Origin of the sequence: Paraburkholderia fungorum (assembly GCF_046026025.1) — a bacterium.
GTDB classification, from domain to species: domain Bacteria; phylum Pseudomonadota; class Gammaproteobacteria; order Burkholderiales; family Burkholderiaceae; genus Paraburkholderia; species Paraburkholderia fungorum_E.
In genome coordinates this window covers 62,961-88,630 of sequence record NZ_JAQQFL010000007.1, presented here as the reverse complement: position 1 = coordinate 88,630, position 25,670 = coordinate 62,961, and the positions used below count along the sequence as shown (strand labels likewise).

The window sequence follows — 25,670 nt, the reverse complement described above, 5'->3', positions numbered from 1 at the left end:
CGGCATCCTGTTGCAGATGCATCCTTCTCAGGCGCGTTCAGCCTGCAACCAGCCCTCAGTGCAGCTTGACCCGCGGCAGCGTGGTGCGCCGCAGCCAGTGCGCGAAGGTGTCGAGCACCATCCGCGCGTAGCCGTGCAGCGCCGCGATATGCAGCCGGTACAACGACATGTACATGAAGCGCGCGAACAGCCCTTCGATCAGCATATTGCCGCCGATCACACCGCCCATCAGATTGCCGACCGCGCTGAAGTGCCCGAGCGACACCAGCGAGCCGAAGTCGCGGTAGGTGAACTCAGGCAGCGGCTTGTTCTCGAGCCGGGCCGCCAGCGCCTTCATCAGAAAGCTGGCCTGCTGGTGAGCCGCTTGTGCCCGCGGCGGCACATTGCGCTCGTTGCCCGGCCATGGGCAAGCCGCGCAATCGCCGAGCGCGAAGATGTTGTCGTCGATTTCGGTTTGCAGCGTGCGGCGCACGACGAGTTGCCCCAGACGATTGACCGGCAGGCCGTCGAGCTCGCTCAGGATGGCCGGCGCCTTGATGCCTGCCGCCCATACCGTCAGGTCGGCGCGCACGGTTTTACCGCTGGCCGTGCGGATCATGCCGGGCGCGACTTCCGCCACGGTCTCGCCGATCATCAGCCTCACGCCGAGCTTGGTGAGCAATTCGGCGGTGGCCGTCGATACGCGCTCCTGCAAGGCCGGCAAAATGCGCGGGCCCGCCTCGATCAGCACGATGCCGACGTCGTGGCGCGGATCGAGCTTATGCAAGCCGTACGCAGACAGCACCTGGGCCGTGTTACGCAATTCAGCCGAGAGTTCGACACCCGTCGCGCCACCGCCGACGATCGCCACCTGGATGCGCGGCTCAGACGAAGGCGACGTGCCCGGGTTCGATTCGACCGGTTCATGCACCTGGTGCTCCGCGCGCATGCAGGCCGCGATCAGGCGCTTGCGGAAGCGCTCCGCCTGGCTAACCGTGTCGAGCGCGAGAGAAAACTCGGGCGCGCCCTTCACGCCGAAGAACGCCGTGGTGCTGCCGATCGCGATGATCAGCGTGTCGTATTCGAGTTCGCGTGCGGGCAGCAATTCGGCGCCATCGTCGTCGAGCACGGTGCCGAGCGTCAGACGTTTGTTCGCGCGGTCCAGACCGGTCAACTCGCCCTGCTGAAACTCGAAGCTGTGCCAACGCGCTTGCGCCGCATATTCGAGTTCCTGGGTGAACGGGTCCATGCTGCCGGCCGCCACTTCATGCAGCAGCGGCTTCCAGATATGGGTTGGATTGCGGTCGACGAGCGTCACTTGCGCGCGCACACCGCCCTTGTTCTTGTGGGGTGCATAGCGGTCGCCTAAGCGTGTCGCCAACTCCAGCCCCCCCGCGCCTCCGCCAACGACGATAAAACGATGCATTGAACTCTCCGTATTTGCCGATGGGTTATGCGTCGCTACGGCACGCCCTGGACATCAAGGGCGCGCCGTCTGTTCTGGCTGATTGTCCGCGAGCGGCACGGGTTGTCACAAGCTATCAATACGCATATGTGACATGTGCACGACGTTATCGCCTTTCAGGCGCCCCGTCACATTCACGTCAATGCGCTTCTTCCCAGTTCAGGCCGGCGCCCACTTCGGCGACCAGCGGCACTTTCAGCGCGGCGACACCGCACATCAGTTCCGGCAAGCGCTTACGTACATCGGACAATTCCGCGTCGGGCACTTCGAGAATCAGTTCGTCGTGGACCTGCATGATCATGCGCGTACCGATCTTCGACTCTTCGATCCACTTCTGCACCGCGATCATCGACAGCTTGATCAGGTCGGCGGCCGTGCCCTGCATCGGCGCGTTAATGGCCGCGCGCTCCGCTGCCTGACGGCGCGGACCGTTGCCGCCGTTGATCTCCGGCAGCCACAGGCGGCGACCGAACGCCGTCTCCACGTAGCCCTTGGACTTCGCGCTCAGACGCGTTTCGTCCATATAGCGCGCGACGCCCGGATAGCGCGCGAAGTAGCGGTCGATATACAGCTTGGCCGCATCGCGCGTGATGCCGAGGTTGGCGGCGAGGCCAAACGCGCTCATGCCGTAGATCAGGCCGAAGTTGATGACCTTCGCCACACGCCGCTGATCGTTCGAGACTTCGAGCGGCGTTACGCTGAAAATTTCCGCCGCGGTGGCGCGGTGAATGTCTTCGCCATGCGAGAACGCGCGCAGCAGCGATTCGTCGCCGGAAATGTGCGCCATGATGCGCAGTTCGATCTGCGAGTAGTCGGCGGACACGAGCTTATGGCCCGGCGGGGCAATAAACGCCTCGCGAATGCGACGGCCTTCGCCGGTGCGCACGGGAATGTTCTGCAGGTTCGGATCGTTCGACGCCAGCCGGCCCGTGACCGCCACCGCCTGCGCATAGTTCGTATGCACGCGGCCGGTGGTGGCGTTGACCATGCGCGGCAGCTTGTCGGTATAGGTCGATTTCAGCTTCGACAAGCCGCGGTGTTCGAGCAGGATCTTCGGCAGCGGATAGTCTTCGGCGAGCTTTTGCAGCACTTCTTCGTCGGTGGACGGCGCGCCGCTCGGAGTCTTCTTGACCACCGGCAATTCGAGCTTTTCAAAGAAGATCTGACCGATCTGCTTCGGCGAACCCAGATTGAATTCGCCGCCGGCCAGCACGTACGCTTCGCTTTCCAGTTGAATCAGACGCGTGGCGATTTCGCTGCTTTGCGCGCGCAGCTTTTCCGCGTCGATCAGCACGCCGGTACGCTCCATCTTGCGCAAGACGCGCGAGGTCGGCACTTCGATGTCGCGATATACGTAGTCGAGCGTTTTCTCCGCGGCCACTTGCGGATACAAAGCCTGATGCAGACGCAAGGTGATGTCGGCGTCTTCCGCTGCATACTCGGCGGCCTGCTCCAAAGCGACTTCGTCGAAACCGATTTGCGACGCGCCTTTACCCGCGACCTCTTCGTACTTGATCGTCTTGATGCCGAGATGGCGCAGCGCGAGGCTGTCCATGTCGTGCGTACGATGCGACTCGAGCACGTACGATTCGAGCAGCGTGTCGTGTTCGACGCCGCGCATTTCGATGCCGTAGTTCGCCAGCACCTGCTCGTCGTACTTCATGTGCTGGCCGACTTTCTTGTGTTCTGCGCTCTCCAGCCACGGCTTGAGCCTGGCCAGCACTTCGTCGCGCGGCAGTTGCACGGGCGCGTCCGGACCGCGATGCGCGAGCGGCACATAAGCGGCATGGCCGGGTTCGACCGACAACGACACGCCCACGATCTGCGCGGTCATGGGATCGAGCGAGGTAGTCTCGGTATCGAACGCCGTCAATTCGGCGGCGTTGATTTTCTCGAGCCAGGCGTCGAACTGCTCCCAGCTCTGCACGGTGTCGTAGTGACGTTCGTGATCCACGGTGAGCGCCGGCGGCACATCGGTCTCGGGACCTTCCACGACCTCGGCGACTTCCACTTCGCGCAGCCAGGTCTTGAAACCGTTGCGCGTGAACACGTCGCGCAATTCCTCGCGCGATTCCGGCCGGCTTTGCAGGCTTTCCTCGATCGACACGATATGACCGGTCAGATCGCATTGCCGCTCGACGGTGACGAGTTTCTTCGCCATTGGCAGAAAATCGAGCGCACGTCGCAGATTGTCTCCTACCGCACCTTTAATTTCGTCCGCATGTGCGACGATGCCGTCGAGTGTCTCGTACTGCGCAAGCCATTTGATCGCCGTTTTCGGCCCGCATTTATCGACGCCGGGCACGTTGTCGACGGTATCGCCGATCAACGACAGGTAGTCGATGATGCGCTCCGGCGGCACGCCGAATTTGGCGATCACGCCTTCGCGGTCGAGCTTCTCATTCGTCATCGTATTGATGAGGGTGACATGATCCGACACGAGCTGCGCCAGATCCTTGTCCCCAGTCGACACGATCACATTCATGCCGCGCTTTTCGGCCTCGGTGCTGAGCGTACCGATCACGTCGTCGGCTTCGACGCCTTCGATCATCAGCAGCGGCCAGCCGAGCGCGCGCACGGCAACGTGAATCGGCTCGATCTGGCGAGCGAGATCCTCCGGCATGGACGGGCGGTTCGCCTTATAGTCGGCATACCAGTCGTCACGGAACGTTTTGCCCTTGGCGTCGAACACGCACGCGCTATACTCTGCAGTGACTTCCTTGCGCATGCGCCGCAGCATGTTGATCATTCCATAGAGCGCACCCGTCGGACCACCTTCGGGTCCGCGCAGATCAGGCATCGCATGGTAGGCCCGGTACAGATAACTCGAACCGTCGACCAATAGCAGGGTCTTACCTTCAAGGCTTCGTTCTTCAGGCATTATGACTAAGAGAAAAGTGATTCCGAGTCTGCGATCACTCGCAGATCAAGAGCGCGCTACGGCTAAGAAGGCCCGCGCATCGTGGCAGATGTTCACGATTATGGCAGAGTTTATCGAGGCGACCGAGTACCTCTCGGAGATTCGTCCGGCTGTCAGCATCTACGGTTCAGCGCGCCTGAAACCGAACTCGCCCTATTACAAACTCGCCACGCAAATCGCGCGCAAACTGTCGGACGCGGGCTTCGCGGTCATCTCCGGCGGCGGCCCCGGCATTATGGAAGCCGCCAACAAGGGCGCTCATGCCGGCAAGGCCCCTTCGGTCGGCCTGAATATCGAACTGCCGCACGAGCAATCGGGCAATCAGTGGCAGGACATTTCGCTGCGTTTCCGCCACTTCTTCACGCGCAAGGTCACGTTCGTGAAGAACTCGGATGCGGTGATCGTCATGCCGGGCGGCTTCGGCACGCTGGATGAACTCGCCGAGGTCCTCACGCTGATTCAAACCAAGAAATCGCGCCACGTGCCGATCATTCTGGTAGGCGGCGAGTTCTGGGAAGGCCTGCTTGCGTGGTTCAAGAACTCGCTCACGCCGATGGGCCTGATCAATCCGGCAGATATGGACTTGATGCAGGTGATCGACGATCCGGACCAGGTCCTCGAAGCGGTATTGAAGTTCTACGAAGACCGCGAAGAAGCCGAACCACATCCGGCCAAGTCGGATGAAGACCGGATGTTCTATCTGTGAGGCTTGAACTTCGCGCCCCGTGCGCGAAGTAGGTGTGCCTGGCCCGTGCTCAATGCTCAATGTTCAAGCCACATTGAGCAACACGCGCGAGTTCTAGCGGGCGGCCTCCAGGTCGCTCGCTTCCGCCACATCCGTCTGATCCCCCTGCGCCTGCAGCCATTCGCAGAACTGCGCCACGAGCGGCGCCTGCGCGACCTCCCGCCTCGCCACCCACCAGTAACCGCGTGCATCGATACGTGGACCTGGCAGCGGCACGACGAGCCGTCCCGATGTCAGCTCGTCCGCCAGCAAAGGCAACGGACCGAGCGCCACGCCGAGACCATCCACCGCTGCCTGCAAGGCCAGATAGAAGTGATCGAACGACTGCTTCTTCCGGCATTTCGCTGTGACTCCTGCTGCCGATAACCAGTTACTCCACGCATCGGGCCGCGTATCTGAGTGCAACAGCACGTGCCTCGCGAGGTCGTCGGCCACCTTGATCGGCGAGCGTTGCAGCAGCGCGGGGCTGCACACCGGAATCTCGCTCTCGCCAAGGAAATGGCCGCTCACGCAGTTCGGCCAATGCGCCGGACCGCGCCGTACCGCGACGTCGAAGCTGTCCAGGGTCTCGACCGGTGCGTTTGAAGTCGACAAGCGCAGTTCCACATTCGGCACCTTGCGCTGAAACTGATGGAGCCGCGGCAGCAGCCATTTCATCGCGAAGGTCGGCAGTGCATTCACCCTTAAAACGTGAACGACACCCGTATCGCGCAGTTGATCCGTGGCAAGCGCAATGCTGTCGAACGCAGCCTGGACAGTGCCCAGATAGCGGCGGCCGTCGTCGGTCAGACGCACGCGCTTGCCGCGGCGATGGAATACCTGCACGCCGAGCCATGCTTCAAAAGCCGCGACTTGCCGGCTGATTGCACCGTGCGTCACATGCAATTCGTTCGCCGCGGCGGTGAAGCTTTCATGCCGTGCCGCGGCTTCGAAGGCACGCAGCGCCGGAAAAGGAGGAAGATTACGGGCCATGCTTGTGATTCTAGATCACAAAGGCGCGCTCAAAAATCGTTTTGCGCGAGGCTGGTTCGGCGCTACCCTCCTGAGCTTGAACTGGAAGCTTAACGATATGGATCACGATCTCACCTCGACCGAGGCTGCTCTCGCACCCGCGCCCACATTGCGGGAAATTTTTGGCGGCTTTCTCGGTCTCGGGCTGATCTCGTTCGGCGGGGCACTGCCCCTGGCGCGGCGCGCCCTGGTCGAGCAGCGGCGCTGGCTGACCGGCACGGAGTTCACCGATTTGCTCGGCTTGTGCCAATTCTTGCCGGGTGGCAACGTGATCAATCTCTCCGTGGCGATCGGGATGCGCTTTCGCGGTGTGCCAGGTGCGCTGGCAGGTTTGCTCGGCTTGATCGCGGGACCGTCGCTGGTGGTGATCGGCCTTGGCTTGCTGTACGAACACACGCAAAACAACCCGCACGTTCGCCATCTGTTTGCCGGTCTCGCCGCAGCGGCGTCCGGCCTGCTGATCTCGATGGCCGTGAAAATCCTGCTGCCGTTGCGCAATAAACCGATGGCCGCGCTTATCGCGGCGCTCGGTTTCATCGCGATCGCCATCATGCGCCTGCCGCTTCTGCCTACGATGCTGGTGCTCACGCCGCTCAGCATCTACATCGCGTCGAGGGCCACACAATGAACGACACGCTCATTTCTCTCGCGATTATTTTCAGTCAGCTTTCGTTGCTGGCGTTCGGCGGCGGCAACACGATTCTTCCGGAGATGCAGCGTCAGGTCGTGGATGTGCATCACTGGATGCCGGCCAGTGAATTCAGCGCACTGTTCGCGCTCGCCCAGGCGGCGCCGGGGCCGAATCTGATGATCGTCACACTGGTCGGCTGGCACGTGGCGGGTTGGGCGGGGATGCTGGTGACGTCCGTGGCGAAGTTCGGACCCTCTTCGCTCGTGACGATTCTCGCGCTACATGCATGGGATCGCTTCAAGGACCGGCCGTGGCGGCGTTACGCGCAAATGGGCTTGGTGCCGGTGACGGCCGGCATCATCGCGGCAAGCGCGGCGCTGATCGCCGAAGCGTCGAACCCGACGGCGATTGCCTGGGCGATCTGCGCTTTTACCGTGGTGCTGGCGTTGAAGACCCGGATTCATCCGCTGTGGCTGCTGGCGGCTGGGAGTTTGATCGGGCTGACGGGGTTTGGGCAGTTTTGAGTCCCTTTTGGGAAACCTGCGTGATGCAATGCCTGGCGCACAGCCCCCCCCAAACATAGCGGATCGAGAATCACATTGACCAAACGCAATGCGGTGCCAAGAAACGGTACGGTCAGTATTTCGGGATTACGGAGCACAGCTATGCTTATGGATCCAGCCCCTGCGCCATCTGCTTATGACCTACCACGCCGTTACCGTCACGCTTGAAAACTTCGGCGGGATAGTCGCCGAGAAAGATAAGTATGGCAGCAGAACAATCAGCACAGCATTTAACGTCACGGTTGCAGGCAAACGTCAGTACGCTGTACAAATGCGCGGCGCGCCTCGACTTGAAAACGGCATGGTCGTGACGGCGGTACTGCGTGATACGGATAACTGGCAAACACTTGTGGGATGGTTAAACCACTCGACGGGCGAGATTTGCGGCGTCAATTCGCCCGAGACTTCGTTCTGGTGGTTTGTGGCAGGCATCCTGATATCGATCCTGCTTTGCCTTAAATGGATAAACGAAGCTTACAGCGGCGACGCCGGTGCGCGTGTTGTAGTTTGGATTATTGCGGTCGTAGTGATGAACGCCTGGACGCTATTCTCCTGGCGGAGGTCGGCAAAGATCTACAGGCTACTGAAACCCTAGATGTCTGGGTAATTTGAAAGTCACAGGGATGACTGTGGCGAAAATTTCTGCCCTCAGTTACCGCGCAATGCGGTAACTGAGGGCAGAAGAGAAAGGCCCCTTATTCGGCATTCATCTGCGCCGCCACAGACCTTCGCCAGTAATAGCGGCTTCGATCCAATCTTTCGATGCCTTGCGCCGCCATATGAAGAGCGCGCCGAGTCGGAGCCACACAGAAACGGTAATTAGCGCGATAGCCCATAAGCCCAATTCTTGCAAATATGGGTGGCCGTATATAGTCCATACGAGACCAAAGACTCCGATCCATTTAAACAGATCGCAAGCCCATTTCGTTCTCTTTATCCCATACACAAGCGCCACGGGATTTACCGCAAGACCAGCTAACACGGCCAGACGGCCTTCCCACGGCAGAGAACCGGAGTGAAGTAAGCCGATTTCAACCCAAGCCTCGCACAGGAAGGCGAGAAAGAATCCGGCAAGTGAAATCCGAATACAACGCGGCATTGCTATCATAACTATCTGAATTTTACGTTCTTGCAGTAATCCATTCCACTAACAATATCGCTCCAACCCTGCTCAACACTCAGATATCGGCAGTAGTTTTCCTTGTATTGATCCTCGTTGACTGGCGTAAAGCTACCTGGAACGGGGGTCGCCGTAGGTATCAAACCACTACCCGAAACAATACCCTTATCGCTCAGACAAATGAACAAACCCTTTTGTGTCAATATTTCGTTGTATGAGGCCAGCATGTATCCACTCCCAGTTCCGAGACTTGACCAATAAAGTGACGCGCTAGCAACTGACGGAGGGTTCGAGACTTGCAGCACGTTTGTCATATAGCTGCCTAGCCATACTTTTGTAGAGTTTATATATGGCTGAAAGGAAGATTGCAGATCAGCAGCAAGGACGAGTCCACCGACTACAGCTGCGGCACCTGGGCCAATTTCCGCCCAAACAAGCAGCGTAATAGCCATCGTTCCAATCGCACTTACAACGGTCAGCACGTCTCCCGGCTGGATCTTTTTGTTCGGGTCTTTCCAATCTGTCACAATTCGTATTAATGCAGACGTCGCGGCCAATCCGTTTGTCATGATACGTACTGGCTGCATCATCGGAGCAACATTTGATATCGTTGCAACGAGGCTGGAGCCATTCTGAATAACTGACAGCGAGTCACTTGGGCTACTTGCCGCAGACATAAGCGCCTGATAAGTAGTCATCGAATTTGAGCCGCTTTCAATGAATTGCAACACCATTTCCACTTTTGGCATTTTATTCAACCTTTGATTCTGCATTCCATGGAGCAATTGAATTCACGGATGAGCTGACGGACGGTGCAGTAGACGGACTCGATCCGACAACATAACGATAATAGAGCTGTGTATTTCCAGTTTTTGGTGCGTACACCACTTGGGCGATAAATGATTTCGTCTTTGTGAGAATGACAGGCAGAACATCAACAATCTGCGAGAACCCTCTATCTGTAGCCACCTGAAGACTCGCGGCAATGTCACTACTCGGGTCCTCAAAATTTATGATGCGCACCCAGAATACCCATGCGCCGTCGTCGCGCCTCAATGCAGTTGCGCCGTTTGTTAACGCATATCCGCGCAACGACGTGGCTGCAATTTGGGGGGATGTTGGAGTCGCCCTTGCGATTTGAGACGTGATACCAGCAAGAGACAATGTACTTATTCGCAAAAATAGTCGTCTAGTAGTCATTGTATTTTTATTTAGTTTGGTGGATATCGCCGCCTATGAATGTAGCTCTCACTACATTTAAAATGTATCGTTGCCGCCGATGCGATTAACATCAGATAATTCCGAAAAAATGGCGGTCATTGCTGATACCGCAGGGCAATTACATGAAACGTCACAGATGGTGACGAGCACCCTGTAAGCTTTATTGAAGACGCGTGTGCTCTGGCTTTCGTGGCCGAGAAAAAGTGGTGCAAAAAGGCGTGTTCAGTATCGAAGAAGCGTTTGGAGATTTGCGCGATCTGCGCAGCCTCACGCCGGCTCACGACCTGACGGAAGTGCTGGTGGTGGCGCTGTGTGCAATTCTGTCGAGCGCCGATATCGGGGTAACGATCCAGACATGCGCGGAAGCGAAGTTGGAATGCGCGTCTATTCCTGGCGTTGACCGATCAGGCGATAACCCTCAACGGCGAGACGGTGCGCGACGCTCATCGCAACGATCAGCGTGCGCTCCACCTGGTGGCGTCGGCCTACTGTAGTGACTTGAGCGTGGTACTGGGACAGGCGCGCACGGCAAACAAAAGCAACAGGATCACGGCGGGTCCTGAGTTGCTCGATCCTCTGATGGGATTTCCTTCAAGGCGTCGAAAACAGCATGCACTGGGTACTCGACATGATCTTTGGCGAAAACCAGTCCCATGTGAGAGTCGAGAATACAGCGCAGAGCTTCGTAAGCCTGTGCCGTATCGCATTGAATCTGCTCAAGTGCGATACAAACACATGCGCAGGACTGAAAATGCGCCGCCTCAAGGTCCGCGCCAACGATCAATCGCGCCACAGACTGATCGGCGTGTGAGCGTCATGCGATTGCCCTAACGCAATCCTCCATATGGCCGATCTGCTCACAGTCCTATTCCGCGAAGCCAACGCGGACGCTCACTGAAACGCCACTTCCGCGAAACTACGCAGCTTCCGGCTATGCAAGCGATGCAGCCCATTCATCCGCAACAACTCCATCGCCTTCACCCCGATCTGCAGATGCTGATCGACCTGCGCCCGATAAAACTGATCCGCCATGCCAGGCAGTTTCAATTCGCCATGCAAGGGCTTGTCCGATACGCATAGCAAGGTGCCGTAAGGCACGCGGAAGCGGAACCCGTTCGCGGCGATCGTCGCGCTTTCCATATCGAGCGCGACCGCGCGGCTTTGCGACAGCCGCTGCACCGGCTCACGATGATCGCGCAGCTCCCAGTTGCGGTTATCCACACTCGCCACCGTGCCCGTGCGCATCACGCGCTTCAACTCGACGCCGTCCAGTTGCGTGACTTGCGCGACTGCGCGTTCCAACGCCACCTGCACTTCGGCAAGCGCGGGAATCGGCACCCACAGCGGCAAATCGTCGTCGAGCACGTGGTCTTCGCGCACATAACCGTGCGCCAGCACGTAATCGCCCAAACGCTGCGTATTGCGCAGACCCGCGCAGTGGCCGAGCATGATCCACGCATGCGGACGCAGCACGGCGATGTGATCGGTAATCGTCTTCGCATTCGACGGCCCGACACCGATATTGACCATCGTGATGCCGCTGCCATCGGCACGCTTCAGGTGATACGCGGGCATCTGCGGCAGACGCGGCGGCGCCGTGCCTTCCTGCGCCTGCTCGCCGAGATTGTCGTTGTACGTGATCACGTCGCCCGGTTCGACGAACGACGTGTATTCGCTGCGATAGGCGCGCAGTTCCGCGTCGTCGGTATGGGCCATCATCGTGCGGCCGAGTTTGACGAACTCGTCGATATAGAACTGGTAGTTCGTGTACAGCACGTAGTTCTGGCAATGCGTGGGCGAGGTCGCCGTGTAGTGCTTCAACCGATGCAGCGAGAAATCCACCCGCGCCGCCGTGAACAGCGCGAGCGGATGCGGCTCGCCCGGCAGCGGCTCATAGGTGCCGTTGACGATGCGGTCGTCGAGCAGCGCGAGGTCCGGCGTGTCGAACACGTCGCGCATCAGGAACAGGCGCTCGCGATCCAGATCGCCCTCGAGGTGGATGCCTTCAGCGAATGCGAAGTGAATCGGAATCGGCTGGTCGGACACACCCACTTCGATCTTCACGTGATGGTTCTTGGCCAACAGGCGCAACTGCTCGCGATAGTAGTCGCCGAACAGATCCGGCCGCGTGACCGTGGTCTCGAACACACCTGGACCCGCGACAAAACCGTACGAGCGGCGCGAGTCGATATGCGTGTTGACTTCGGTGCGCACGCGGACGAACGGGTAGCAGGCGCGCACCCGGCGCTCGAACAGTTCGTTGCGGCGATAGCGTGCGAAGGCGTCGCGCAGGAACGAGGTGTTCGCCTCATAAATCGCCGACAGGCGCGTGACGGCCTCGGTCGCGTCGTCAAAGGATTCGGTTGGGAAGCTGTTGGCGGGAGTCTGCACCGCGCGTTGATTGGTATCGTTGTTCATCTTCATTCACCTCGATTGATGAGATGACATTACCACGGAACCCGGGATCGCCAAATGACCCCGCGGCGCCTACCGCAACTGCCGCGATGGCGGCCGCAAGAATGCGCGCACGTCGCGCGAAAGCGGCGCAAAATAAGGTGATCGCGCCCGGGGGCAATGCTGGATTTGCTAGAATCGGGGCACCATATTGGAGAATCACCATGAAGCCGCTCCTTCCCGTCGCCGTTGCACTGGCTCTCGCCTTTGGCAACGCCGCGATGGCTGCCCAGCCTGTCGATGACACTCCGCCCGCCGATGCACCCCAGTCCGCTAATGAACGGGCCGGTCTGCCTGACCTGGCGAAGATCAATCGTCCGGCCGCCGAGGTCAGCTCGAAGGTCGAAATCAACGTCCCGCGCACACCGAGCTTCTACGAACGCAGCGCTAACGGCACCGAAATCACCGAATATCGTGACAAAGGCAAGCCTGTTGAAATCAACGTGCATTCGAATCTCGGCACGCGCTACCAGATGAGCGCACCGCTCGACACATCACCCACGGTGCGCGACAACGGCCGCGCGAGCACCCGTTTGCCGTCAGTGAATCTGACTTATTGATGCATGCCGGGGCGGCGGCGCGACATAAGCCGCTCCCCTATCTGTGCGGCCCACGGGCGTCGCCCCGGGCTTTCAGCCTGCTTGCCGATTTTCAGCACCTCACACCTCGCACTGGCCGCCTTGCGCCAGCCCGACTAACCTGATCCGACGTTTCCCGCATGGCTGTCTTCACCGCTGTCACCGAACCCCAACTAGCAGAATGGATGCGTCACTACGATCTCGGCGAAGTCGTCGAGTTTCGCGGCATTCCGTCCGGTATTGAGAACAGCAACTTCTTTCTGACGACGACGCGCGGCGAATACGTCCTCACGATTTTCGAAAAGCTGACGGCCGGGCAACTGCCGTTCTATCTCGATCTGATGCGGCATCTAGCCGCGCACCGCGTACCGGTGCCGGATCCCATGCCACGCGAAGACGGCGCGCTGTTCGGCACGCTGCACGGCAAACCCGCGGCCATCGTGACCAAACTCGAAGGCGCGCCGGAGATGGCGCCGCAAATCGAGCACTGCGTCGAGGTCGGGCAAATGCTCGCGCGCATGCATCTGGCGGGCCGCGATTACCCACGCTATCAGCCGAACCTCCGCAGCCTGCCGTGGTGGCAGGAAACCGTGCCGGCCATCTTGCCGTTCCTCGAAGGTGCGCAACGCGACTTGCTGTCGTCGGAACTGGCGCATCAGGAGGCGTTCTTCGCGTCGGCGGATTACGCCAGGTTGCCTGAAGGCCCGTGCCACGCCGACCTGTTCCGCGACAACGTGCTATTCGCGCATGCCGCGCCGGGAACTGGCCACGAGGTGCGTCTGGGCGGCTTCTTCGACTTCTATTTCGCCGGCTGCGACAAGTGGCTGTTCGACGTCGCCGTCACGGTCAACGACTGGTGCGTCGACCTCGCCACCGGCAAGCTCGACGAGGCGCGCACCGAAGCCATGCTGCGCGCCTATCAAACCGTGCGCCCGTTCACCGCCGAAGAAAACCGCCATTGGGGCGACATGCTGCGTGCGGGCGCTTACCGCTTCTGGGTCTCGCGCCTGTATGATTTTCATTTGCCGCGCGCGGCCGAGCTGCTCAAACCGCACGACCCCGGCCATTTCGAGCGCATCCTGCGCGAACGCCTGACCGGCGTTGCACTTCCAGGCATTCATACCTCATGCAACTGATCGAAGTCCCCGCGAAAACCGGCTATGTCTGGTTCCGGCAGGGTATCTGGCTGTTCCGCAAGAACCCGCTCGCGTTTCTGACGCTGTTCTTCACCTATCTGCTGGTCATGACGCTGGCGGCGCAGATTCCGGTCGTCGGCGGCGTGCTGCCGCTGGTCTTCATTCCGGGTGTCGCGGTCGGCTTCATGGCGGCGTGCCGCAACACCATCGCGGGCAAGCCGGTGTTCCCGACCATTCTGGTGGACGGCTTTCACTCGTATGGCCCCGGGGTCGCCAAACGTCTGCTGGTGCTGGGCGTGCTGTACGTTGTCGCGATGGCGCTGGTGCTGGCCGGCTCGGCGCTCGCCGACGGCGGCATGCTGCTGAAGGTCATGCTCGGCATCACCACGGTGGATCAGGACGTGGTCGCCAACAGCAATATTCCGTTGGCGGTACTGACTGCGTTCGCGTTTTACGTCCCGGTGGCCATGATTTTCTGGTTCTCACCGATTCTTACCGCGTGGCACGATGTGCCGCCCGTCAAGGCGATGTTTTTCAGCGTCGTCAGTTGCTGGCGCAATCGTGGTGCGTTCATCGTGTTCGGCGCTTTGTGGTTCGCCGTGTCGACAACGGTCTCGTTCGGCCTGACCGCGCTGATGCAGGCGCTCGGCGCGGGCGACTTCGCGTTCGCGATCCTGATGCCCGCCACGATGATCGTCGTAACCATGCTGTATTGCTCGTTCTACGCGACCTATCGCGGCTGCTTCGGCGTGCAAACACCCGAAGCGCCGGACCTGCCGACCACACCGGCGGCTTGAGTACGCTTGAGGCGCGGGCGCTTTTCTGCGCCCGCCGCCGTCCTGCCCTGGCGCGCGCCGCCCGCGGCTTCATTGAATCCCCCTACTCGTCAGCCTGCCTCGATTTGCGGCACAATGGTTTGCGCGCAATCGATTTGCACGCTCTTTTTATGCGAGATGCAACATGACCCAGCGCCCCGCCTTACCCTTCACGCTCGACGAGCAACTCTGCTTCGCCCTCTATTCGACCTCGCTTGCGATGACGAAAGCGTACAAGCCGCTCCTCGACAAGCTCAACCTCACCTATCCGCAATATCTGGCGATGCTGGTGCTGTGGGAGGCCGACGACGTGACGGTCAAGGACCTCGCCGCACGGTTGAATCTCGACTCGGCAACCGTCACGCCGCTGCTCAAACGTCTCGAAGCGCAGGGCTACCTGGAGCGGGTACGCGGCGTCGAAGATGAGCGGCTCGTCTATATCCGCCTCACCAAAGCCGGCACCGCCCTGAAACGTCAGGCACGCGAAGTGCCGGCGGAAATCTTCTGTGCGACCCAACAGTCGCCGGAATTCCTGCTCCGTCTGCGCGACGATCTGACACGTTTGCGCACTACACTCAACGATTACATGGACCAGTAGCCGGTCTGCTTCAAAACGCACGCTATCGATACGATGCAAAAATTAATTTGCACACAAATGATTTGTGTACTATCTTTACCACATGCCGCTTCGATAGCACTGCGCCAGAACGGCTGGCAAGCAAACAGCGGCAAGCAGGCAGACCCTGACAACCCAGATAAAGGAGCAACACCATGAACATCCTGTACAAGGCAAGCGCAACGAGCACCGGTGGCCGTGATGGTCGTGCAGTGTCGTCGGACAATGCGCTGGACGTGAAACTGGCCGCACCGCGTGAACTGGGCGGCACCGGCGCCGCCGGCACCAACCCGGAACAACTCTTTGCAGCCGGCTACTCGGCGTGTTTCCTGAGCGCGATGAAATTCGTCGCCGGCCAGCACAAGCAGGCTTTGCCGGCCGACACGCAGGTGACAGCAGAAGTGGGCATCGGCCCGAACGACAAGGGTGGCTTCGCGCTCGACATCGATCTGCGCGTCTCGTTGCCGGGCCTCGCCGCCGACGCGGCCAAGGAACTGGTCGACGCAGCGCATCAAGTCTGCCCGTACTCGAACGCCACGCGCAATAACGTCGCGGTGCGTCTGGAAATCGCCTAAGCCACAGCCTGAATGGCTCGCTCATGAGTAGTTGACAGCGCGCGGCAAAACCGCGCCACGCCGAACAGCGCCTGCACCCTGCAAAACAGGGCCGGGCGCTGAGCCGTTTTATGGACGCGGCACGTAATGTGCGTTACGGGAGCGCGTAATCACTTACCATCGCCAATGCCGTGAATAATCGCTCAGTTTCGTAGTAGCGTCGCCCGGCAGTTCATCATTGCGCCGCTCGACGTTCGACGGTCGATCACGCAGCCATTCACCCCGGTCCACGATTCCGATGACACGCGTCCGACGCCTGAACGACACTTTCGATACCGGCCTGCTCTGGTTTCGCCGCGACCTGCGCAGCACGGACAACGCCGCGCTCTACTACGCGCTCAAGCATTGCGAGCACGTCTGGTGCGTGTTCGTATTCGACACGACAATCCTGCAACCGCTGATCGATGGCTGGCAGATCCGCCATCCGGATACGCAAGCGCAGGACCGCCGCATCGAGTTCATCCTTGCTGCGCTGGGCGAGCTGGACGAGGCATTGCGCGCCAAGGGCGGCGGCCTCGTCGTGCTGTATGGCGACCCGGTCGATCTGGTGCCCAGGCTTGCCGCTGAACTCGGCGTCGACGCGGTATTCGCGAATCACGATTACGAGCAGCTCGCGATCGAGCGTGACGAAACGGTACACGAACGGCTTGCCGATGCTGGACGCCAATGGCTGACGTTCAAGGACCAGGTGATTTTTGAGCGTGAGGAAGTGCTGACGGGCCAGAACAAACCGTTCACGGTGTTCACGCCGTACAAGAACGCGTGGCTCAAGCAGCTAACAGCTTTCGATTTGAAGCCGTATCCGGTAGAAAGCTACTCGAATCATCTGGCCGCGCTGCCGCCGAAGCTGGACCGCCAGTTACCGACGCTCGATCAGTTGGGCTTCGCACCGAGCAATCTCGCGGAACTCAACTTGCCCACCGGCATGAGCGGCGCGCAACGTCTGCTCGATGACTTCATGAGCCGCATCGACAGTTATCAGGACCGGCGCGACTTTCCCGCCGTCAAAGGCCCGAGCTATCTGTCGATGCATCTGCGTTTCGGTACGGTCTCGCTCCGCACGCTCGCGCGGTTCGCCTACGAAAGTTCATTGCAGCCCGACGGGCAAGGCTCGGCCACATGGCTTTCGGAACTGATCTGGCGGGATTTTTACTTCATGATCCTCTCGCACCATCCGAGGCTGGCGGCCGGCGCGTCGTTCAAGGAAGAGTATGACTGGCTTCGCTGGGAGCAAGGTCCGGCGGCGGACGACGCGTATGCCGCGTGGTGCGACGGTCGCACCGGCTATCCGCTAGTCGACGCCGCGATGCTGCAGCTAAACCGCACCGGCTACATGCACAACCGCCTGCGGATGGTGACGGCGAGTTTTCTGGTCAAGGATCTGGGCGTCGACTGGCGGTTCGGCGAGCGCTATTTCGCCGAGCAATTGAACGACTTCGATTTCGCGGCGAACAACGGCGGCTGGCAGTGGGCGGCATCGACGGGATGCGACGCGCAACCGTACTTCCGGATTTTCAACCCGGTCACGCAATCCGAAAAGTTCGACGCCGAAGGGCGTTTCATCAAACGCTACTTGCCGCAGCTTGAGAAATTGCCGGCCAAATGGATTCACGCGCCATGGCTGGCGGGTGCGGAACGGCTTGCCGAGTTCGGCGTGATATTGGGCGAGGATTACCCTGCGCCGATCGTCGATCATGCTGAGGCGCGGCAGCGTACACTTGCCCGTTTCGGCAAGTAAGTGCCCGCTCTCATATTTTGCTCAGAAATGTCTGGAGGAGACTGAGCGATGCGTTTTTTGCTGTCGCTACACTTCCAGCGACTTATGACTTTGTGACTTGTGGCACTTGGGGACCTGCCCCCAAACACCGGCGTTCTTCACTACGCGCCGATGTTTCAAACCCGCGCAGCTTAGCTCTGGGTCATCCACGCCGGATGACGGGCGGTGGCTTCGCGGTCCAGCTTGCGCATACGGAATTCCAGATCGTACAGATCGGTTGCTTCTGCGAGGAATGCGTCAGCGCGTTCTTTCGCGAGTTGATCGGGCGATTTGGTCAGAAACAGAAACAGGCGTGTAAGCAGGTACATGGTCAACCTCGACAATGAGTTTAGGCGTTAACGCCTAAGGGATAACCCCTATTATAGGGAAAACCCCAAGAAACCGCCAATACTCATTTCGAAGTGTTGTTCCAACCTTACCGCGAGTCCGCCGAGGCCTCTGTGGTGGTGCTTTCCGCGATACGCCCGGTGCCCGTGCGGCGCTGGTGTCTGAAGAATTCCCACACCATGGCACTCGCGTCCGGACCTTTGGCGGAATGAAACGGTACCGCGTCGTCACCGCCGCTCCAGGCGTGTGCGAGCCCCTGCACACGGCACAGCCGCACCACGCGGCGCCCGCCTCGCAGATAGTCGCGCATCACCACGCCCCCTTTGCGCTCTTCCTTGACTTCGCCAGATTTGCGCACGCCTTTCTCGTCGACGATCCGGTTCAGACGGAGAAACTGCTCCGCCAACTGGTCCGCATTGACCGGCGCGACCACGTGATCGATGTCGCCATGGAAAATGATGGCCGGCATGCCGGGGTAGTCGGCCACATTAACGTGTTCGTCAACCAGCGCGGCCGGCTCGCGGCGCGCGCCGCGCCGCATTACGTCCATCGCCGTAATGCCTGAGCGGGCCTCGCCGAAAGCGGGGCCGGAATGCAGCGCGACCGCTGCGAAATGCTCCGGATAGTTGACGGCCAGAAGCGCGGTCAGGCCGGCGCCGGCGGAAATTCCGGCGACATACACGCGCTCGCTGTCGAAGCCATGCTGGGCAACCAGCGAATCCACCAGCGAGACGACCGCACGGGCCTCGGCACCGCCGGCGCTGTCGCCGGCGTCGTACCAATGCCAGCAGCGATGCGCATGCACGTGCTTCGACTGTTCCGGATACACCACAGCAAACCCGAACCGGTCCGCGAGCACGTTCATCCGCGTGCCTTCCGCGAATTCATCGATCGACTGGGTGCACCCATGCAGCATCACGACCAGCGGCATCGATTCGTGCGCATGGCCAGACGGGATATACAAGCCGTACTGAAGATGGTTGACGAGTCGCCCAGGCGCGACAGGCGCCGAATGGAACGAGCGCGTCCACGAGCCGCTTGCCCATGCCGAAGCACGCGGGCGAACCCGCGACTCCCGCGACTCCCGCGGCGCGGCGCGCGGCGCTTCGCGTTTTGCGGACGCGCGTAGCGCTGCCACTGGCTTGGCAGGACGGACCTTGGCCGAAGGCTTGCTGGTGGCGGCGCGCGCCGGCCGCGTGGGGGCGCGCTTGGTGGTCGCGTGGGCGTGCTCGGTTTGAATGGCGAGCAGCCGCTTGAGACCGCGTAGCCAGATTTTCGATAGACTTTTTGCCATCGGCGGGTGACCTCGCAAAAAGGGACAGGTGCCGTCCGATAGAACGACGCTTTGTTGTGCAATGCACAATAACACCAATCCTCATGCGATGCTGGCGGCCTAAATCACTGTCGAGCACCGAATTTTCCGCCCGGCGAACCTTGTAACAGCAACAACGTCAAACTTCCGCAATGCTTGTTCGCCAGCCAACGTCCCGTCGCAAAAAGCCTGGCGCGTGGCAAGTCTGCTCCGAAGCACCCGTCTATACTGGTGGGTAAATAATTTCGGAATACGCCTTCGCGGCGTCGGCGATTCACGCCGTTCGCGCGTTAAACCATTACCAACCCGATTCTACGCGGCCTTGGTCGCTCTTTTGCCATGCCCGATTTACCTGTCCACCTGTGGTACTCGATCACCAGCCTCGGCGCCGCCGGCATGACGCTGCCGCTCGCGTTCGCTATCGCGCTTTGGCTGGCGATCGGCTACACGTGGCGCATGGCGGCTGGCTGGTTGCTGCTGCTTGGCGTGGCCATCGGCGTGGTAACCGTAACCAAGCTGGCCTTTCTCGGCTGGGGTGTCGGCATACGCGAACTGGATTTCACCGGCGTCAGCGGTCATGCCATGCTGTCCACGGCCGTCTATCCGGTCGCGCTGTTCCTGATGCTGCTGCCGGCGCGGCCGGCCATCCGTCTGCTTGGCGTCGTGTTCGGACTGGCCGCGGGCATCGCGGTCGGCTTGTCGCGCGTCGTGCTGAGCGCCCACTCGCCGTCTGAAGCCGTCACTGGCTGCCTGGTCGGCGCACTGGCGGCGCTGGTGTTCGTGCGCATGGCGTGGAATCTCCAGCCGGGCCGGTTATCGGCGTGGCCCGTCACCGCCAGTCTGATGGTCCTCGCGGTGTTGATGCACGGCGTGCACGTGCCGACGCAACGCTGGGTCACGCATATCGCGCTGAAGGTGTCCGGTCACGACCGGCCGTTCATTCGCGCCAAATGGCGGGCCGTGCGCGACGTTCGCCCCGCTACGGCACCGCTGTCTCAAACCCTCAACACGCTTACGCCGCCGCATTCGCCGGACGTCTGAAGCACACTCAGCCGGGCGCTCTTCCGGAAGCTGGAGCCCCCGCGCGTCGATCCGCACGTCACTTCATGCGCGCAATTGAATAATCGTCATGGGTACCGCTATAACCTTTCATATATTACGATAGCGTTTTAACCCGCCGTTCCGGCCCACCCCGGACATTCCTACCTTCATGACACTGTCCCGCCGCCTTGTGAAACATGCGCTGTTCATCGCCAGCGCCGTCTCCGTTGCCGTCAGCGCCAATGCACGCGCCGACGAACTGGTGGTCTCCGCCGCCGCCAGCCTGACCAACGCGTTCAAAGCAGTGAGCGAGGTCTTCGAACAACAGCATCCCGGCACCAAGGTCCTGCTGAACTTCGGCGCGTCCGATGTGCTGATGCAGCAAATCGTCAAGGGCGCACCCGCCGACGTGTTCGCCTCCGCCGACCAGAAAGCGATGGACAAGGCTGCCGCCGAAAAAGTGATCGTTCCCGCCACGCGCCGCGACTTCGCCGCCAATTCGCTGGTTCTGATCGTACCGACCGACAGCCATTTCGCACCGGCCTCGCTGAACGATCTGACGTCGGCGAATGTGAAGCGTGTGGCCTATGGCGATCCGGCTTCGGTGCCGGTTGGCCGCTATACGCAAGGCGCGCTGCAAGCCGCGGGCGTGTGGGACGCGGTCAATGCGAAGGCCGTGCTGGCATCGAACGTACGCCAAAGCCTGGACTACGTGTCGCGCGGCGAAGTCGATGCCGGCTTCGTGTTCAGCACCGATGCCGCGGTCATGCCCGACAAGGTCAAAGTCGCGCTGAACGTGCCGACGCAGACGCCGATCACCTATCCGATCGCGCAGGTCGAAGGCAGCCGTCACGCGGCCGATGCGCAGGCCTTCATGAGCTTCGTGCTCTCGCCGGCCGGCCAGGCCGTGCTCGCGAAGTACGGCTTTAAGCCCGCGCATTAATTCAGGTACCGCACGCTCATGCAACAGGCCTGGATTCCGCTCCTGCTATCGCTGAAAGTGGCGGGCTGGGCCACCGCGCTCAATCTGGTGTTCGGCGTCGCGGCCGGCTTCGGTTTGTCGCGCTGGCGCTCGGGCGCGCGCGACGTGATCGATTCGCTGCTCATGTTGCCGCTCGTGATGCCGCCCACCGTGCTCGGCTACTACCTGCTCGTGGTGCTCGGCCGGCGCGGCGTGATCGGCGGGTGGCTCGACCGCTTCGATATCCAGTTGGTGTTCACCTGGCAGGGTGCGGTGATTGCGTCGACGGTGGTGGCGTTCCCGCTCGTCCTGAAGTCCGCGCGCGCCGCCTTTGAAGCGGTCGATCCCCAGCTCGAGCGGGCCGCGCGCACGCTCGGCGTCAGCGAGACAGCAATCTTCTTTCGCGTGACGCTGCCGCTCGCCGCGCGCGGCATTCTCGCCGGCGGATTGCTGGCGTTCGCGCGGGCGCTCGGCGAATTCGGCGCGACGCTGATGATCGCGGGCAACTTGCCGGGCCGCACGCAGACGCTTTCTGTCGCGGTCTATTCAGCCGTGCAGGCCGGCGACGACAGCACCGCCAATTTCCTCGTGCTCGTGACTTCGGTGACGTGTGTCGTGATCCTGTTGCTTGCGGGCCGTCTGGTGCCGCAGCACACGCTTTTGACGTCCCGCTGATATGCCGCTCACCGTCGACATCCGCAAGACCTTCCAGAGCGCCGAGCGGCGCTTCACGCTCGACGTCTCATTCAGGACGACCACGCAGCGCGTTGTACTGTTCGGGCCGTCCGGGGCGGGAAAGAGCCTGACGCTACAGGCTATCGCCGGCTTGCTGCGCCCCGACGACGGGTCGATCACGCTGCACGGTAACGCGCTATTCGACAGCACGCGCGGCGTCGATCAGAAACCGCAGGCGCGCAAGATTGCGTATCTGTTTCAGGACTACGCGCTATTTCCGCATCTGAACGTGCGGCAGAACATTGGCTTCGGGTTGCAGCAGGGCTGGCTCAATCCGGGCGCGCGAATCTCGCATCCGCAAGTCGACTACTGGCTCGACGCGCTTGAATTGAAAAGCCTGGCGGGTAATCATCCGGCACAGCTTTCGGGTGGACAGAAGCAGCGCGTGGCGCTGGCGCGGGCACTGGTCGCGCAACCTCAGTTGCTGTTGCTGGACGAGCCGTTTTCCGCGCTCGATAGCGCGCTGCGTCAGCGCATGCGCAGTGAATTATCGGACCTGCAAACGCGGCTCGATATTCCGATGGTGTTGATCACACACGATCCCGACGATGTCGCCGCTTTCGGCGATCAGGTCGTGCAGGTCAGCGATGGTTGCGTGCGCGAGAATCAGACATTCACGGGCTACGTGCGCAGCGAGTCCTGACCTGAGGGCGCGCCTTTGCAGCGCCCCTGGTTCATTCAGTCCTTCACGCCGAGAATCACGCTCGACGCCTTGAAAGCCGCGACCGCGGTCCCGCCTTCCACAAGCCTGAGCGTATCGACGCTTTCGTTCGTGACGACCGCGGTAATCACCGTACCGCCATCCATCACCAACGACACTTCCGCGTTGACCGCCCCGCGCTTCACGCTCTGCACGGTACCGCGCAACTGATTGCGCGCGGACAGTTGCAAGGGCGCACCGTTTTCATTCTCCACGAGCAGCACGACCCACGACGCCTTGATCAACGCGAACGCCGCCGCGCCCTTCACGAGGCCCAGCGTCTCGGTACTCTCATGCGTGAGCACCGCAACGAGCGTATGGCCGCCTGGCAGCGCCAGCGTCACTTCATCGTTGACCGTTCCGCGCGTGATCGCCGTCACGGTTCCATAAAGCTGATTGCGCGCGCTTGTTTTCACGCCGATGCGACCGATCAGATCCCACTCCGTCGCAAAGCCTTCAATGGCCGCCCCCGCCCGTTCGAGAAAGCGCCGATGCTCGCGTTCGACCGCGCGAAACGTTTCGATCAGCTTCACGGCGCGCGATGTGAGCGTCGTGCCGCCACCGCCTTTACCGCCGGTTGAGCGCACCACGAGCGGCTCGCCGGCGAGATTGTTCATTGTGTCGACGGCGTCCCACGCGCCTTTGTAACTCATGCCGATGGCTTTCGCCGCGCTGGTAATCGAACCGGTCTCGCCGATCGCCGCAAGCAGCGCGATCCGTGACGCGCCGCCGAGCGTTTGCGCGCCGGCCTGAAACCAGATGGAGCCACCGAGTTCAAGGGATTCATGAGACGGATCGAGGTGGTCGGATGTCATGGCGGCAACGGGCGATGTGCGAGGAAAGGACAGCGAACCATTATAGCGACGCAGCACCGCCCATCTCATTCGTCAGTCGCTCAAACCGCGTATTGCGCGATCCCATTACCGAACGACCAGTTCTCCTTCAGCACTTCGACGAGATTGATGAACACATCCTCTCGTCGCAGCCCCGGCGACTCCGCCAGTTCATCCGCCATGCGCTTGTACAGCGCCTTCTTTTGCTCGAGCGTGCGCGTGTTGTTCAACGTAATCTGAATGATCACGAGATCGTCGCTGCGTTCGACGTTCAGATACTGCTTGTCGTACACAAAGTTGCCGGCTTCGTGCTCGGTGATAAGCATGAAGATGTCGTCTTTCGGCACATTGAACGTGTCCACCAGCGAACGCTGAATGCTGTCCGTCAGCGCCTTCCGGTATTCCTCTGATTTCCCTGCGCGCAATGCGATTCGTGTGAGCGGCATGATGAAACTCCTTGCTTGCTGTGATGGGGTAAACACAGCTTAGGCGCACTCAGTCATAATGAACAGCCATCATCGGCTATTTCATCTATATTCAATTGAAATGAAAGTTCTCGATCTCGATGCAGTACGTGCCTTCGTGCTGGTCGCCGACCTGCACAGCTTCACGCGGGCCGCCGATGCGCTCGACACCACGCAATCGGCCGTCAGCCTGAAGCTCAAGCGACTGGAGGCACACCTCGGCAAGCAGTTGGTGGAGCGCACGCCGCGCGTCGTGCGCCTCTCCGCGGACGGCAATGCGTTCCTTGGCGCGGCCCGCGATCTGTTGAACGCGCATGAGCGGGCACTGGGTTCGCTGTCGGTGGAGCGCCGGCGGCTCACGCTGGGGCTGAGCGAACATGTCGCGGGACCGAACCTGCCGCAATTGCTAGCACGGCTCAACGCGCACGATCCGGGTCTGGTGGTCGAATTGCATCTGGGTACCTCGGCCGCGCTGTTCGCGCAATTCGATGAACGGCGGCTCGACGCGGTGATCGTTCGTTATGGCGCCGACGAGCCGCCGCGCGACGACGCACACGTGCTGTTCAGTGAGCCGCTTAGCTGGCTCGCTATGCCGGAATGGTTGCCGCGCGTCGGCGAGCCGTTGGCGTTGGCGCTGCTGAGTCCGCCTTGCAATGTGCGCGACGTCGCGCTGCACACGCTGAATGAAGCGGGGCTTGCCTGGCAGGAAGTGTTCGTCGGCGGCGGTGTGGCAGCGGTCGGTGCCGCGGTGGCGGCCGGTCTCGCCGTGTCGCCGCTGGCGCGCCGGGTGGCGCCGCGAGGCCTGGTCGATGTCGGCGCCCGGCTGGGTTTGCCTGAGTTGCCGGAGTCGCGCGTGACACTGCATTCGCGGGTGAGGGACGAGCGGTCGATGGAAACGTTGCGATTGGTGACGAATGGATTGGCAAGCGGTTGAGACATTCGGCCGCGCCCTCAAAAACCCAAGCGGCTACGGTATATAATAGCTGCCATGCCCATCATTGCCCGGATCGACGGGCTGATCGTGGTCATCTACCCTCACGATCACGCTCCGCCTCATGTTCATGTTCTCGGTCCGGATGGTGAGATTATCTTTATCTTGAATTGTCCCGAGGGCCCGGCTTCCATCCGCGAGGCCCGAGGGTATTCAGAACGCGAAGCGCGCCGGCTGGCAAAACGCATTACCGAAATGGTGCCGTTCCTGTGCTCCGCATGGAAAGGAATCCACTCATGAACAGCAGCGAAGAATGGCGGCTTGCGAGGGAACGCGGCGCCGAAACCGCCAGGCGCCCCGCCGCGCGCAGCGCGCGCTATAAACCCCGCACCAAACGGCTCGAAATCACGCTGACCAATGACATTTCGCTGCTGGTGCCAATCGCCTATGTGGAAGGCTTGCACAACGCGACTGCAGCGGATTTGCGCTCGATCGAGATTTTCGGTCTCGGTTCTGCGCTCGTTTTTCCGGCGCTTGATGTGGTCGTGTCGGTACATGGCTTGATCGACGGCGTATTCGGCTCAAAAGCATGGATGCGCGATATCGGACGCAGCGGCGGCAGCGTGAAATCCGAGGCGAAATCGGCGGCCGCCCGCGAGAACGGCAAGAAAGGCGGCCGTCCGCGAAAGGCTGCGTAAGCCTTATCGTTCCCCAAGGCACC

General features: G+C 60.9%; 27 protein-coding genes. 18 read left to right on the top strand and 9 right to left on the bottom strand.

Annotated elements, in window-relative coordinates; translation table 11 throughout:
- Nucleotides 1-55: 55 nt before the first annotated feature.
- Together PQR67_RS10425 and polA are read right to left on the bottom strand one after the other, a co-directional pair.
- Nucleotides 56-1,405, bottom strand: coding sequence for an NAD(P)/FAD-dependent oxidoreductase (locus PQR67_RS10425; protein WP_408457929.1), 1,350 nt, complete (start codon nt 1,403-1,405; stop codon nt 56-58).
- A 178-nt stretch (nt 1,406-1,583) separates the two neighbouring features.
- Nucleotides 1,584-4,325, bottom strand: coding sequence for a DNA polymerase I (polA, locus tag PQR67_RS10420; protein ID WP_408457926.1), 2,742 nt, complete (start codon nt 4,323-4,325; stop codon nt 1,584-1,586).
- A 1-nt stretch (nt 4,326) separates the two neighbouring features.
- Here polA and PQR67_RS10415 point away from each other — a divergent pair, with 1 nt between their 5' ends.
- Nucleotides 4,327-5,070: an LOG family protein gene (locus tag PQR67_RS10415; RefSeq protein WP_028196168.1), complete on the top strand. Its 744-nt coding sequence runs from the start codon at nt 4,327-4,329 to the stop codon at nt 5,068-5,070.
- Between the two features lie 93 nt (nt 5,071-5,163).
- Here PQR67_RS10415 and PQR67_RS10410 read toward each other — a convergent pair whose 3' ends face one another.
- Complete coding sequence (locus PQR67_RS10410) at nt 5,164-6,081, bottom strand: transcriptional regulator GcvA (protein ID WP_408457923.1); 918 nt, start codon at nt 6,079-6,081, stop codon at nt 5,164-5,166.
- Between the two features lie 97 nt (nt 6,082-6,178).
- Between PQR67_RS10410 and PQR67_RS10405 the strand changes: the two genes are divergently transcribed.
- From PQR67_RS10405 to PQR67_RS10395, 3 genes are all read left to right on the top strand, one after another.
- A complete protein-coding gene (locus tag PQR67_RS10405) occupies nt 6,179-6,748 on the top strand; it encodes a chromate transporter (protein ID WP_408458278.1) in 570 nt (189 codons plus the stop codon).
- Nucleotides 6,745-7,275: a chromate transporter gene (locus tag PQR67_RS10400; protein ID WP_408457920.1), complete on the top strand. Its 531-nt coding sequence runs from the start codon at nt 6,745-6,747 to the stop codon at nt 7,273-7,275. Before PQR67_RS10405 ends, PQR67_RS10400 begins: the two co-directional genes overlap by 4 nt.
- Nucleotides 7,276-7,450: 175 nt before the next feature.
- The gene (locus PQR67_RS10395; protein ID WP_408457918.1) at nt 7,451-7,909 is read left to right on the top strand and encodes a hypothetical protein; all 459 of its coding nucleotides are present in this window, start codon (nt 7,451-7,453) and stop codon (nt 7,907-7,909) included.
- A gap of 515 nt (nt 7,910-8,424) precedes the next feature.
- Here PQR67_RS10395 and PQR67_RS10390 read toward each other — a convergent pair.
- A complete protein-coding gene (locus PQR67_RS10390) occupies nt 8,425-9,183 on the bottom strand; it encodes a hypothetical protein (RefSeq protein ID WP_408457915.1) in 759 nt (252 codons plus the stop codon).
- Between the two features lie 1,082 nt (nt 9,184-10,265).
- On the opposite strand from PQR67_RS10390, the gene PQR67_RS10385 reads away from it, so the two are divergent.
- On the top strand, nt 10,266-10,466 hold the full coding sequence (locus PQR67_RS10385) for a hypothetical protein (RefSeq protein ID WP_408457912.1): 201 nt from the start codon (nt 10,266-10,268) through the stop codon (nt 10,464-10,466).
- Between the two features lie 80 nt (nt 10,467-10,546).
- On the opposite strand, the gene PQR67_RS10380 is transcribed toward PQR67_RS10385, so the two are convergent.
- The gene (locus tag PQR67_RS10380) at nt 10,547-12,073 is read right to left on the bottom strand and encodes an AMP nucleosidase (RefSeq protein WP_408457909.1); all 1,527 of its coding nucleotides are present in this window, start codon (nt 12,071-12,073) and stop codon (nt 10,547-10,549) included.
- Between the two features lie 200 nt (nt 12,074-12,273).
- Between PQR67_RS10380 and PQR67_RS10375 the strand changes: the two genes are divergently transcribed.
- From PQR67_RS10375 to PQR67_RS10350, 6 genes are all read left to right on the top strand, one after another.
- The gene (locus tag PQR67_RS10375) at nt 12,274-12,669 is read left to right on the top strand and encodes a hypothetical protein (protein WP_408457906.1); all 396 of its coding nucleotides are present in this window, start codon (nt 12,274-12,276) and stop codon (nt 12,667-12,669) included.
- Nucleotides 12,670-12,827: 158 nt separating this feature from the next.
- A complete protein-coding gene (locus PQR67_RS10370) occupies nt 12,828-13,823 on the top strand; it encodes a homoserine kinase (protein WP_408457904.1) in 996 nt (331 codons plus the stop codon).
- Nucleotides 13,814-14,620 (top strand): BPSS1780 family membrane protein, encoded by an 807-nt coding sequence (locus PQR67_RS10365; protein WP_408457901.1) that lies wholly within the window; start codon nt 13,814-13,816, stop codon nt 14,618-14,620. Before PQR67_RS10370 ends, PQR67_RS10365 begins: the two co-directional genes overlap by 10 nt.
- 163 nt (nt 14,621-14,783) lie before the next feature.
- On the top strand, nt 14,784-15,236 hold the full coding sequence (locus tag PQR67_RS10360) for a MarR family winged helix-turn-helix transcriptional regulator (protein ID WP_120348826.1): 453 nt from the start codon (nt 14,784-14,786) through the stop codon (nt 15,234-15,236).
- Between the two features lie 173 nt (nt 15,237-15,409).
- The gene (locus PQR67_RS10355; RefSeq protein ID WP_408457897.1) at nt 15,410-15,829 is read left to right on the top strand and encodes an organic hydroperoxide resistance protein; all 420 of its coding nucleotides are present in this window, start codon (nt 15,410-15,412) and stop codon (nt 15,827-15,829) included.
- 277 nt (nt 15,830-16,106) lie between these two features.
- Nucleotides 16,107-17,606, top strand: a complete 1,500-nt coding sequence (locus PQR67_RS10350) for a cryptochrome/photolyase family protein (protein ID WP_408457895.1) — start codon at nt 16,107-16,109, stop codon at nt 17,604-17,606.
- A gap of 170 nt (nt 17,607-17,776) precedes the next feature.
- On the opposite strand, the gene PQR67_RS10345 is transcribed toward PQR67_RS10350, so the two are convergent.
- Both PQR67_RS10345 and PQR67_RS10340 read right to left on the bottom strand, forming a co-directional pair.
- Nucleotides 17,777-17,953 (bottom strand): DUF3563 family protein, encoded by a 177-nt coding sequence (locus PQR67_RS10345; RefSeq protein ID WP_408457892.1) that lies wholly within the window; start codon nt 17,951-17,953, stop codon nt 17,777-17,779.
- A gap of 107 nt (nt 17,954-18,060) precedes the next feature.
- Complete coding sequence (locus PQR67_RS10340; protein ID WP_408457889.1) at nt 18,061-19,266, bottom strand: extracellular catalytic domain type 1 short-chain-length polyhydroxyalkanoate depolymerase; 1,206 nt, start codon at nt 19,264-19,266, stop codon at nt 18,061-18,063.
- A 357-nt stretch (nt 19,267-19,623) separates the two neighbouring features.
- Between PQR67_RS10340 and PQR67_RS10335 the strand changes: the two genes are divergently transcribed.
- From PQR67_RS10335 to PQR67_RS10320, 4 genes are all read left to right on the top strand, one after another.
- Nucleotides 19,624-20,325 carry a phosphatase PAP2 family protein gene (locus PQR67_RS10335; RefSeq protein ID WP_408457887.1) on the top strand — a complete coding sequence of 234 codons (702 nt, stop codon included), beginning with the start codon at nt 19,624-19,626 and terminating at the stop codon, nt 20,323-20,325.
- A gap of 169 nt (nt 20,326-20,494) precedes the next feature.
- On the top strand, nt 20,495-21,268 hold the full coding sequence (gene modA / locus PQR67_RS10330) for a molybdate ABC transporter substrate-binding protein (protein WP_408457884.1): 774 nt from the start codon (nt 20,495-20,497) through the stop codon (nt 21,266-21,268).
- A gap of 18 nt (nt 21,269-21,286) precedes the next feature.
- Nucleotides 21,287-21,961: a molybdate ABC transporter permease subunit gene (gene modB, locus PQR67_RS10325; RefSeq protein WP_279223513.1), complete on the top strand. Its 675-nt coding sequence runs from the start codon at nt 21,287-21,289 to the stop codon at nt 21,959-21,961.
- Between the two features lies 1 nt (nt 21,962).
- Nucleotides 21,963-22,664, top strand: a complete 702-nt coding sequence (locus PQR67_RS10320; protein ID WP_408457882.1) for a sulfate/molybdate ABC transporter ATP-binding protein — start codon at nt 21,963-21,965, stop codon at nt 22,662-22,664.
- Nucleotides 22,665-22,699: 35 nt separating this feature from the next.
- On the opposite strand, the gene PQR67_RS10315 is transcribed toward PQR67_RS10320, so the two are convergent.
- Nucleotides 22,700-23,536, bottom strand: a complete 837-nt coding sequence (locus PQR67_RS10315) for a TOBE domain-containing protein (RefSeq protein WP_408457879.1) — start codon at nt 23,534-23,536, stop codon at nt 22,700-22,702.
- Between the two features lie 80 nt (nt 23,537-23,616).
- Nucleotides 23,617-24,000 (bottom strand): tautomerase family protein, encoded by a 384-nt coding sequence (locus PQR67_RS10310; protein WP_408457876.1) that lies wholly within the window; start codon nt 23,998-24,000, stop codon nt 23,617-23,619.
- 100 nt (nt 24,001-24,100) lie between these two features.
- Here PQR67_RS10310 and PQR67_RS10305 point away from each other — a divergent pair, with 100 nt between their 5' ends.
- The 3 genes from PQR67_RS10305 to PQR67_RS10295 are packed head-to-tail and all read left to right on the top strand — an operon-like array spanning nt 24,101 to nt 25,647.
- Nucleotides 24,101-24,952 (top strand): LysR family transcriptional regulator, encoded by an 852-nt coding sequence (locus PQR67_RS10305; protein ID WP_408457873.1) that lies wholly within the window; start codon nt 24,101-24,103, stop codon nt 24,950-24,952.
- Nucleotides 24,953-25,006: 54 nt separating this feature from the next.
- Nucleotides 25,007-25,249 carry a DUF4160 domain-containing protein gene (locus tag PQR67_RS10300; protein ID WP_408457870.1) on the top strand — a complete coding sequence of 81 codons (243 nt, stop codon included), beginning with the start codon at nt 25,007-25,009 and terminating at the stop codon, nt 25,247-25,249.
- Nucleotides 25,246-25,647, top strand: coding sequence for a DUF2442 domain-containing protein (locus tag PQR67_RS10295; protein ID WP_408457867.1), 402 nt, complete (start codon nt 25,246-25,248; stop codon nt 25,645-25,647). The genes PQR67_RS10300 and PQR67_RS10295 overlap by 4 nt, the downstream gene beginning before the upstream one ends.
- Nucleotides 25,648-25,670 lie beyond the last annotated feature (23 nt).

Coding starts and splice junctions, on each gene's coding strand:
- PQR67_RS10425 (WP_408457929.1), bottom strand. CDS start 1,405: ATGCATCGTTTTATCGTCGTTGGCGGAGGCGCGGGGGGGCTGGAGTTG.
- polA (WP_408457926.1), bottom strand. CDS start 4,325: ATGCCTGAAGAACGAAGCCTTGAAGGTAAGACCCTGCTATTGGTCGAC.
- PQR67_RS10415 (WP_028196168.1), top strand. CDS start 4,327: ATGACTAAGAGAAAAGTGATTCCGAGTCTGCGATCACTCGCAGATCAA.
- PQR67_RS10410 (WP_408457923.1), bottom strand. CDS start 6,081: ATGGCCCGTAATCTTCCTCCTTTTCCGGCGCTGCGTGCCTTCGAAGCC.
- PQR67_RS10405 (WP_408458278.1), top strand. CDS start 6,179: ATGGATCACGATCTCACCTCGACCGAGGCTGCTCTCGCACCCGCGCCC.
- PQR67_RS10400 (WP_408457920.1), top strand. CDS start 6,745: ATGAACGACACGCTCATTTCTCTCGCGATTATTTTCAGTCAGCTTTCG.
- PQR67_RS10395 (WP_408457918.1), top strand. CDS start 7,451: ATGACCTACCACGCCGTTACCGTCACGCTTGAAAACTTCGGCGGGATA.
- PQR67_RS10390 (WP_408457915.1), bottom strand. CDS start 9,183: ATGCCAAAAGTGGAAATGGTGTTGCAATTCATTGAAAGCGGCTCAAAT.
- PQR67_RS10385 (WP_408457912.1), top strand. CDS start 10,266: ATGCACTGGGTACTCGACATGATCTTTGGCGAAAACCAGTCCCATGTG.
- PQR67_RS10380 (WP_408457909.1), bottom strand. CDS start 12,073: ATGAACAACGATACCAATCAACGCGCGGTGCAGACTCCCGCCAACAGC.
- PQR67_RS10375 (WP_408457906.1), top strand. CDS start 12,274: ATGAAGCCGCTCCTTCCCGTCGCCGTTGCACTGGCTCTCGCCTTTGGC.
- PQR67_RS10370 (WP_408457904.1), top strand. CDS start 12,828: ATGGCTGTCTTCACCGCTGTCACCGAACCCCAACTAGCAGAATGGATG.
- PQR67_RS10365 (WP_408457901.1), top strand. CDS start 13,814: ATGCAACTGATCGAAGTCCCCGCGAAAACCGGCTATGTCTGGTTCCGG.
- PQR67_RS10360 (WP_120348826.1), top strand. CDS start 14,784: ATGACCCAGCGCCCCGCCTTACCCTTCACGCTCGACGAGCAACTCTGC.
- PQR67_RS10355 (WP_408457897.1), top strand. CDS start 15,410: ATGAACATCCTGTACAAGGCAAGCGCAACGAGCACCGGTGGCCGTGAT.
- PQR67_RS10350 (WP_408457895.1), top strand. CDS start 16,107: ATGACACGCGTCCGACGCCTGAACGACACTTTCGATACCGGCCTGCTC.
- PQR67_RS10345 (WP_408457892.1), bottom strand. CDS start 17,953: ATGTACCTGCTTACACGCCTGTTTCTGTTTCTGACCAAATCGCCCGAT.
- PQR67_RS10340 (WP_408457889.1), bottom strand. CDS start 19,266: ATGGCAAAAAGTCTATCGAAAATCTGGCTACGCGGTCTCAAGCGGCTG.
- PQR67_RS10335 (WP_408457887.1), top strand. CDS start 19,624: ATGCCCGATTTACCTGTCCACCTGTGGTACTCGATCACCAGCCTCGGC.
- modA (WP_408457884.1), top strand. CDS start 20,495: ATGACACTGTCCCGCCGCCTTGTGAAACATGCGCTGTTCATCGCCAGC.
- modB (WP_279223513.1), top strand. CDS start 21,287: ATGCAACAGGCCTGGATTCCGCTCCTGCTATCGCTGAAAGTGGCGGGC.
- PQR67_RS10320 (WP_408457882.1), top strand. CDS start 21,963: ATGCCGCTCACCGTCGACATCCGCAAGACCTTCCAGAGCGCCGAGCGG.
- PQR67_RS10315 (WP_408457879.1), bottom strand. CDS start 23,536: ATGACATCCGACCACCTCGATCCGTCTCATGAATCCCTTGAACTCGGT.
- PQR67_RS10310 (WP_408457876.1), bottom strand. CDS start 24,000: ATGCCGCTCACACGAATCGCATTGCGCGCAGGGAAATCAGAGGAATAC.
- PQR67_RS10305 (WP_408457873.1), top strand. CDS start 24,101: ATGAAAGTTCTCGATCTCGATGCAGTACGTGCCTTCGTGCTGGTCGCC.
- PQR67_RS10300 (WP_408457870.1), top strand. CDS start 25,007: ATGCCCATCATTGCCCGGATCGACGGGCTGATCGTGGTCATCTACCCT.
- PQR67_RS10295 (WP_408457867.1), top strand. CDS start 25,246: ATGAACAGCAGCGAAGAATGGCGGCTTGCGAGGGAACGCGGCGCCGAA.